This is a genomic window from Rhizobium sp. FG96 (genome assembly GCF_057808655.1).
On the sequence record NZ_JBMDIL010000017.1, the window covers coordinates 163,621 to 170,429 of the forward strand.

The 6,809-nt window shown below is 63.3% G+C and carries 9 protein-coding genes; 8 read left to right on the forward strand and 1 reads right to left on the reverse strand.

Features of this window, described 5'->3' with window-relative positions; all coding sequences use genetic code 11:
• Positions 1-4: 4 nt before the first annotated feature.
• The 5 genes from ACODR6_RS28015 to ACODR6_RS28035 all read left to right on the forward strand — a co-directional run bounded on the left by ACODR6_RS28015 (position 5) and on the right by ACODR6_RS28035 (position 3,914).
• Entirely contained in the window at positions 5-478 is a 474-nt protein-coding gene (locus ACODR6_RS28015; RefSeq protein WP_142859637.1) for a hypothetical protein, read from the forward strand.
• A complete protein-coding gene (locus ACODR6_RS28020; RefSeq protein ID WP_142913688.1) occupies positions 475-1,368 on the forward strand; it encodes a DUF7007 domain-containing protein in 894 nt (297 codons plus the stop codon). The genes ACODR6_RS28015 and ACODR6_RS28020 overlap by 4 nt, the downstream gene beginning before the upstream one ends.
• Positions 1,365-1,700 carry a hypothetical protein gene (locus ACODR6_RS28025; RefSeq protein ID WP_142913689.1) on the forward strand — a complete coding sequence of 112 codons (336 nt, stop codon included), beginning with the start codon at positions 1,365-1,367 and terminating at the stop codon, positions 1,698-1,700. The genes ACODR6_RS28020 and ACODR6_RS28025 overlap by 4 nt, the downstream gene beginning before the upstream one ends.
• A gap of 386 nt (positions 1,701-2,086) precedes the next feature.
• Positions 2,087-2,674 (forward strand): hypothetical protein, encoded by a 588-nt coding sequence (locus tag ACODR6_RS28030; protein WP_142859631.1) that lies wholly within the window; start codon positions 2,087-2,089, stop codon positions 2,672-2,674.
• Positions 2,675-2,987: 313 nt separating this feature from the next.
• Positions 2,988-3,914, forward strand: a complete 927-nt coding sequence (locus ACODR6_RS28035) for an ArdC family protein (RefSeq protein ID WP_142859629.1) — start codon at positions 2,988-2,990, stop codon at positions 3,912-3,914.
• Positions 3,915-3,917: 3 nt separating this feature from the next.
• On the opposite strand, the gene ACODR6_RS28040 is transcribed toward ACODR6_RS28035, so the two are convergent.
• The gene (locus ACODR6_RS28040; RefSeq protein WP_162854295.1) at positions 3,918-4,094 is read right to left on the reverse strand and encodes a hypothetical protein; all 177 of its coding nucleotides are present in this window, start codon (positions 4,092-4,094) and stop codon (positions 3,918-3,920) included.
• Between the two features lie 454 nt (positions 4,095-4,548).
• On the opposite strand from ACODR6_RS28040, the gene ACODR6_RS28045 reads away from it, so the two are divergent.
• The 3 genes from ACODR6_RS28045 to ACODR6_RS28055 form a co-directional block, all read left to right on the forward strand.
• Entirely contained in the window at positions 4,549-4,857 is a 309-nt protein-coding gene (locus tag ACODR6_RS28045; protein ID WP_142913690.1) for a DUF736 domain-containing protein, read from the forward strand.
• Between the two features lie 170 nt (positions 4,858-5,027).
• Complete coding sequence (locus tag ACODR6_RS28050; RefSeq protein ID WP_109461990.1) at positions 5,028-6,083, forward strand: Fic family protein; 1,056 nt, start codon at positions 5,028-5,030, stop codon at positions 6,081-6,083.
• A gap of 421 nt (positions 6,084-6,504) precedes the next feature.
• A partial coding sequence (locus ACODR6_RS28055; RefSeq protein WP_269835454.1) for a DUF736 domain-containing protein occupies positions 6,505-6,809 on the forward strand: 305 nt, incomplete at its 3' end.

Here is a 6,809-nt window from a genome sequence, read left to right on the forward strand (position 1 = left end):
TCCAATGTCTGCGTCCCTGATCTACGATCTCGTCCCGATCGGCTCCATCATTGCCTGGTCCGATGGCACACCCCGCCCGCCCGAGCGCTTCAAGAAGAAGCTCGCGGCCTGGCAGACGCGCAACAGCAAGGGCCGGCTGATCCGCAAGGAGGGTCCGCGCTCCGGAAACTACAACTCGCCTGGCTATTTCACACTGCATGAGGCGGATTTCGGCGGGAAAAACACCATCGTCATGCGCATTCACCGAACCTTCGGCCTCGACTCCGATCTCACCTTCAAGGTGCTCGAGCGCCCCGCCCTCGGTTCGATCCGCGTCTTCGATCGCGCCGGTTCGAACGCGGAACTTGTCCATCTCGCGGACAATCGCGAGGCGGCCGCGGTCTGGCTGCAAGAACACGGCTATCCGAACGCCGTGCTCGAAGAGGTGACCGCCGACGAGGTTGCGGCTGCTCAGGTCGAAGGGAGGGCCGCCGCATGAGGACCTCAGAACTTCAGCATGAGCCGGTATCGGCTTTAGAGGATTTGGACGTGGAATTCGGCGTCAGCGCCGACGGATTTCCGGTCGCCCGGATCGGCGATACGCATCTGGCAATGATGCCGGCGCGCGATGGCGCGAGCTTCCTCGCGAGCGCTTGGCGGCTCGTCCATCCGCTTTCCGAGCTGACGCGCGCAGATTTCTACGGTCACGATGGCCGCCTCGAGGATGAGGCGGCTTTTCGCGCCCGGGTCTTCGAGACGGCCCAGCACAAGCGCGAGTTATCCGCCCTGAGGCGGATCCAGACCCGCATGACGGCCAGTACGCCCTGGGGACCGTCGCAGCTTGCGACCGTCTACGCGGAGGGGATCGTGTCCCATATGACGGCTGGCCATGGCGGGTTTCATCTGTCGGCCGAACGGAATCTTCGCGTCTCCCCGTTGCTGCGAAAGTCCTCGCACTGGTACGAGGAGGATGCCGAATGGGCCATCGTCGCCCTCTCCTTCCCGGAGCTCTTCACCTCATACGAGCGCAAAGGTGCGGACGAGACATTCCGCAACAGCTGGCCGACCGCATGGGAAGAGATCCACGGGCGCGAACTCGGGTCCGGCCAATCCTGGACGAAGGACCGGCAAGCCTTCGAGCGCAGGCATGCCGGCGACTGGGTCGTCGTCTCGGCGATCTATTCCAGCCACTATGCCGATATGACGGAGGTGGTCGCCACGCGCGGCGGCATGCGGGACCAACGTGCCGACGAGCGGCGCTTTCTTGTTCCGAGCGCCGAATATGCAACCCGCGGGCCGTTCGGCTTCGTCATCGATGAACAACGTCACGCCGTCTATGACGGTCCTTCGGACTTCATCGGCTGGCAGTGGCGGAGGACCGGGACATGACCCCGATCAGTCCGTGGGTGCTCCTTTCCCGCATGGAGGCGGCGCGTCGTCAGACGCGCCATCATCTCGATCTCGTCCATCGGCAGATTGCCACACGCGCTGAGCGCCTGGCCGTGACCGAAAAGGCGAAAGCCAAAAACCGCACGCACAAGCGCTCCGGCTCACGATGGACTCGGTCGGATGAGATGCTGTTTCAGGATCACCTCGATCGCCTGTCATTCGAACGTCGCGGCGAACTCGAGGCGCTCATCCGGAAACTGGAGCGTCAGGACCGTGCCATCACCACGCTACGGCTGAAGCTCGGTGACGCGGTTTGGCGAGAGGCAGCGTGAGAGGCAGCCGCCGGCAGCGCATTTGCGGAGTGTGCCCGCGTATTGGTGAGAGGCATTGCGAGGATGGCCATCGTTTCCCACATTCGGTTTCGGGGAGAGTCTCAGCCCCGTGCCGGCCTGCCCTTCGTGTTCGTTGCGGTCTGAACCGGCGGCCGGTCGTTTCAAGGCCGCTTTCGCGCCGCGGTGCGGCCAAAACAGCCTCGCTGCGCAAAGCGAACCCGCGTCCCGCGCAGGGTGCCCCCGCTTGGTCGCAAGCCCGCTCCGCTCGCTCAGCCGCTCCGGACCTGTGAAATCGCCCGTCCCTCGCCGGTTCCTTTTGACCGCACCGAAGGGCAGACCGGCACGGGGCCGGAACCGCTTCGGACCAAACCGAAAAGGAAACCGTTATGGCCAAGCCCGCGACCCCCAACCGCTCTTCCGCCCGCGTCGTGCAACTCCGCAAGGGTGCGACCCTCGAAATGGTCCGCCTCACCTGCCCCGACAGCGCCCAGGCGCTCAAGATCGCCGAAAGCTTCGGAACCGCACTGGTCGACAGCGACGGCATCCGCGACCTGCATGAGCGACTGATCAATGAGACCGCCGACAGCCTGGCGGAGGGCCTCGGCGAACGGGCGATGCAGATCCATCTCCAGCGCATCGTCGGCGCCTTCGTCGGATCGGCACATGGCGCCGGGCAGTTCTACTCTCGTGCGGTCACAGAAGCCCGCGACGCCACGGCGAAGGCGTCCAACGATGCCCGCGACGAGGATCTCGATGGTCCCGTTGGCTACGACAGCGCCGCCCAGCGCAAGCGCGAGTTCGCGGCCGACATGGGTGTCCAGGCTCATGCGCTCAGGATGGCGGCCGAGGGCGCCGTCGCAGCCTACGAGCAGGTCGTCGGCGAGACCTGGAAGCCCTTCGATCGCCCGGTCGAAAACCCCGGCGCCAATCTCGACCGCAAGGCGGCCGAAGCGCAAATGGCCGCCCTCGGGTAAAGCGGCCCGGGCGGCGCCCACGTGCCGCCCTACCCTCATCTTTCCAGCTTCCATCGGCCGGCTCCCAAGAGGGGCCGGCCTTTCCGCATGTCGCGCTGCCCCAGGGGAAAAACAGGCAAGGAAATGAGGAACCGGCCTATCGCGGCCCGTCCCTGTCGGCGGTCCTGCAGGAGCCCGGCTTGTGAGGTGCAACGGCTTCGCCGTCCTCCACGCTGTTTCGGCCGTTCCGGTGCGCTCCAAGCCCTTCCGCTCCTGCCCTCGGACCTCCGCGACGGGCCGCGATAGGCGCGGCTCGGAATAGGAGGTTTGAGACATGAACAGGAAAACCGAAGGCGAACGCGGCGATATCTACACGAGGATCACCGACCGGATCGTTGCCGATCTGGAAAAAGGGGTTCGTCCCTGGATGAAGCCGTGGAGCGTAGCCAACACTCAAGGCAGGATTACGCGGCCGCTACGGCACAACGGGCAGCCCTATTCGGGCATGAACGTTCTCCTTCTATGGTCCGAGGGGATGGCGAGAGGTTTCGCCTCTCCGGTGTGGATGACCTTCAAGCAAGCGCGGGAGCTCGGAGCCGTGGTTCGCAAGGGCGAAACCGGCTCGACTGTGGTGTTCGCGAGCCGCTTCACCAAATCGGAAACCGACGGCAATGGCAAGGAGGTCGACCGGGAGATCCCTTTCCTGAAGGCGTATTCTGTGTTCAATGTGGACCAGATCGACGGTCTGCCGGACCATCACTACCATCGTCCGGAACCGACTCTCGATCCGGTCGAGCGGATAGAGAATGCCGATCGCTTCTTCCGCAACACCGGCGCCGTTATCCGCCATGGCGGGACGCAAGCCTACTATTCGCCGGTGACCGACCATATCCAGATGCCGCCGTTCCAGACCTTCCGCGATGCGGCTTCCTACACGGCAACGCTGAGTCATGAGGCAACGCACTGGACCGCGAACCCGCGGCGCGTGGGCCGCGATCTCAGCCGTTATGCCAAGGACAAGAGCGAGCGCGCCCGCGAGGAACTCATTGCCGAGCTCGGCAGCTGCTTCCTATGCGCCGACCTTGGAATCGTACCGGAGCTCGAGCCACGGCCCGATCACGCGTCGTACCTTGCCTCATGGCTCGCCGTGCTTTCCGAAGACAGGCGGGCGATTTTTCAGGCGGCCGCTCATGCGCAGAGGGCAGTCACCTTCCTGCACGATCTGCAGCCTGATGCAGCTGATGAGAAAGTCGCGGCTTAAAAATCAGCGTCGGTCGTTGCATCCGCCAACGGCCGACACCTCTCTCGGCTCTCTCTGCTTGAGCGCGCCCTGATCTGGTGTCAGGTCCAGCTTGCCCCAGATCGAGGTTTTGCGGTCGGTCGGTTTGAGCTTTCGGGATTGCTTGATTTCGACGGTAAACGGCTTTGTCTGCTGACGCATGTATCCTCCAGGCGACGAATCGCGAGCACACGATACCGGGTTGATTACTGGAGGCAACTCCCACTCTGGCCGGTCCGTCGCCACCGAATTGCGGCTCTGGCATTGCGATAGAGAAACGGTTCGACCACAGCAATGTTCCGCTGGGTGAGGCGGTGGCAGGTTGCCATCAGCGTGTTCCTCTTGACCCGTCGGCATAGGCCACGTCCTTTGCGGGCTCGATGAGGCATGTCTGATCGGGGAGCGGCTTCGCCTCGATCGTCTTCCCGCAACGGCCATGCAAAACTTTCTTCCCCTGGCGGCTACGCCGCCATTCCTCGCGCGGCAACAAAGTTTCTCCCGGCCGCCCTCCATTCCATTCCGGCCTTATCAGGTGCGGTCCGATCGTCCCCGATCCTTGCGACAGCCATCGAGGCCGCGAAGGGCGCGGCCCGAAACCAACGAAAGGAACACGAAAATGGCAACGATCGGCACCTTCACCTCCACCGAAACCGGCTTCAACGGCTCGATCCGCACGCTTGCCCTCAACGTCAAGGCCCGCATCGCCCGCATCGAGAACCCCTCCGACAAGGGCCCGCACTACCGCATCTACGCCGGCAATGTCGAGCTCGGTGCGGCCTGGCAGAAGCGCTCCGAGCAGGACCGCGACTACTTCTCGGTCAAGCTGGACGACCCGAGCTTCCCCGCTCCGATCTACGCAACCCTCACCGAAGTCGAAGGCGAGGACGGCTACCAGCTGATCTGGTCCCGCCCCAACCGGGATTGAGATCCGGACGAGGCCCCGCTCGCCAAGGCGGGGCCTCCTCCCGACAACAGGGCGACCTCCTTCGTGCCGCGGCTTTTTCCCGTTCGTTCTTCCATATTGGATGAAATTGGATGGAAAAATGGATCTCGCTATGTCATACCCCATTTGGATGGAAACGGATGGGAAAATGGATGACGGCGCTCGATCTCTCCAAATTGCGTATCACGCCTGAGATCCTGTCGTTGATCGCCGAGATTGACGAATTCAAAGGCGCCTGGCGAGCGCTTGGTCGCATCGCACCCGATCGGCTGTCCAGCTTGCGGCGGGTTGCGACGATCGAAAGCATCGGATCGTCGACACGTATTGAGGGCGCGAAATTAAGCGACCGCGAGGTCGAAAGGCTGCTCTCGAACCTCCGTATCGGCTCGTTCTCCAGCCGAGACGAACAGGAGGTTGCCGGCTATGCCGAGGTGATGGAGACGATCTTCTCCGCCTTCGACGCAATCCCGCTTAACGAAAATCACATCCGCCAACTGCATCGGGATCTGCTCGCGCACTCGGTCAAAGATGAACGACACAGGGGAAACTGGAAAACCCTTGCCAACAACGTCGAAGCCTTCGACGAGGATGGACGAAGTCTGGGCGTCGTCTTCGCGACAGCCTCCCCTTTCGATACGCCGGGCCGAATGTCGGAACTAGTGGCCTGGCAACAAGCTCAGGAGAAGGATGGCACGTTTCACCCTCTACTCGTCGTCGCTGTCTTCGTCGTCGTCTTTCTGGAAATCCATCCTTTCCAGGATGGCAATGGCCGACTGTCGCGCGCTCTGACCACTTTGCTGCTTCTTCGGGCGGGTTATTCCTATGTGCCGTACAGCTCACTGGAAAGTGTTATCGAGCAGAACAAGGAAGCCTATTATCTCGCGCTTCGCCGAACGCAGGGCACGATACGAACGGACCAACAGGACTGGAATCCGTGGGTCGAGTTTTTCCTGCGGAGCCTGCAACGCCAGAAGCAGCGTCTCGAGCGCAAGATCGAGCGTGAGCGCATTCTCCTCGGCGACCTGCCGGAGTTGTCCGTCGCGATCCTCGAACTGGCGCGTGAGCGCGGGCGCGTCACGGTGATGGATGTGGCCAAAGCGACAGGCGCGAGCCGCAACACCGTCAAGGATCATCTTCGGGCGCTGACCGAGCAGGGACATCTGACCCTCCACGGAGCCGGTCGTGGGACCTGGTACGGCTTAAGCTGACGCCGGAGCGAAGCGTCCCCCGATCAGCCGAAATCGGAGCTATGGTCCAATTGTGCGCAGCCGCCATTGCCACGTGCCTTTGCCTGATATAGCGGGGCTCCATTCGCGGGCTCGATGAGGCATGTCTGACCGGAGACCGGCGTCGCCTCGATCGTCCTCCCGCAACGGCCATCCGAAACTTTCTTCCCCTGCGGACGCAACCCCACTCGACAGGCCGAGTGGGGACCCCGGCGTGCCGCATTCCTCGCGCAGCAACAAAGTTCCTCCCGGCCGCCCTCCATTTCATTGCGGCCCGGCAAGCCACCCCACGGCGCGATGCGCAATGGGGACCCCGGGGGTGCGGTCCGATCGTCCCCGGTCCTTTCGACAGCCATCGAGGCCGCGAAGGGCGCGGCCCGAAACCAACGAAAGGAACACCACAATGGCAACGATCGGCACCTTCACCTCCACCGAAACCGGCTTCAACGGCTCGATCCGCACGCTTGCCCTCAACGTCAAGGCCCGCATCGCCCGCATCGAAAACCCCTCCGACAAGGGACCGCACTACCGCATCTACGCCGGCAACGTCGAGCTCGGTGCGGCCTGGCAGAAGCGCTCCGAGCAGGACCGCGACTACCTCTCGGTCAAGCTGGACGACCCGAGCTTCCCCGCTCCGATCTACGCAACCCTCACCGAAGTCGAAGGCGAGGACGGCTACCAGCTGATCTGGTCCCGCCCCAACCGGGA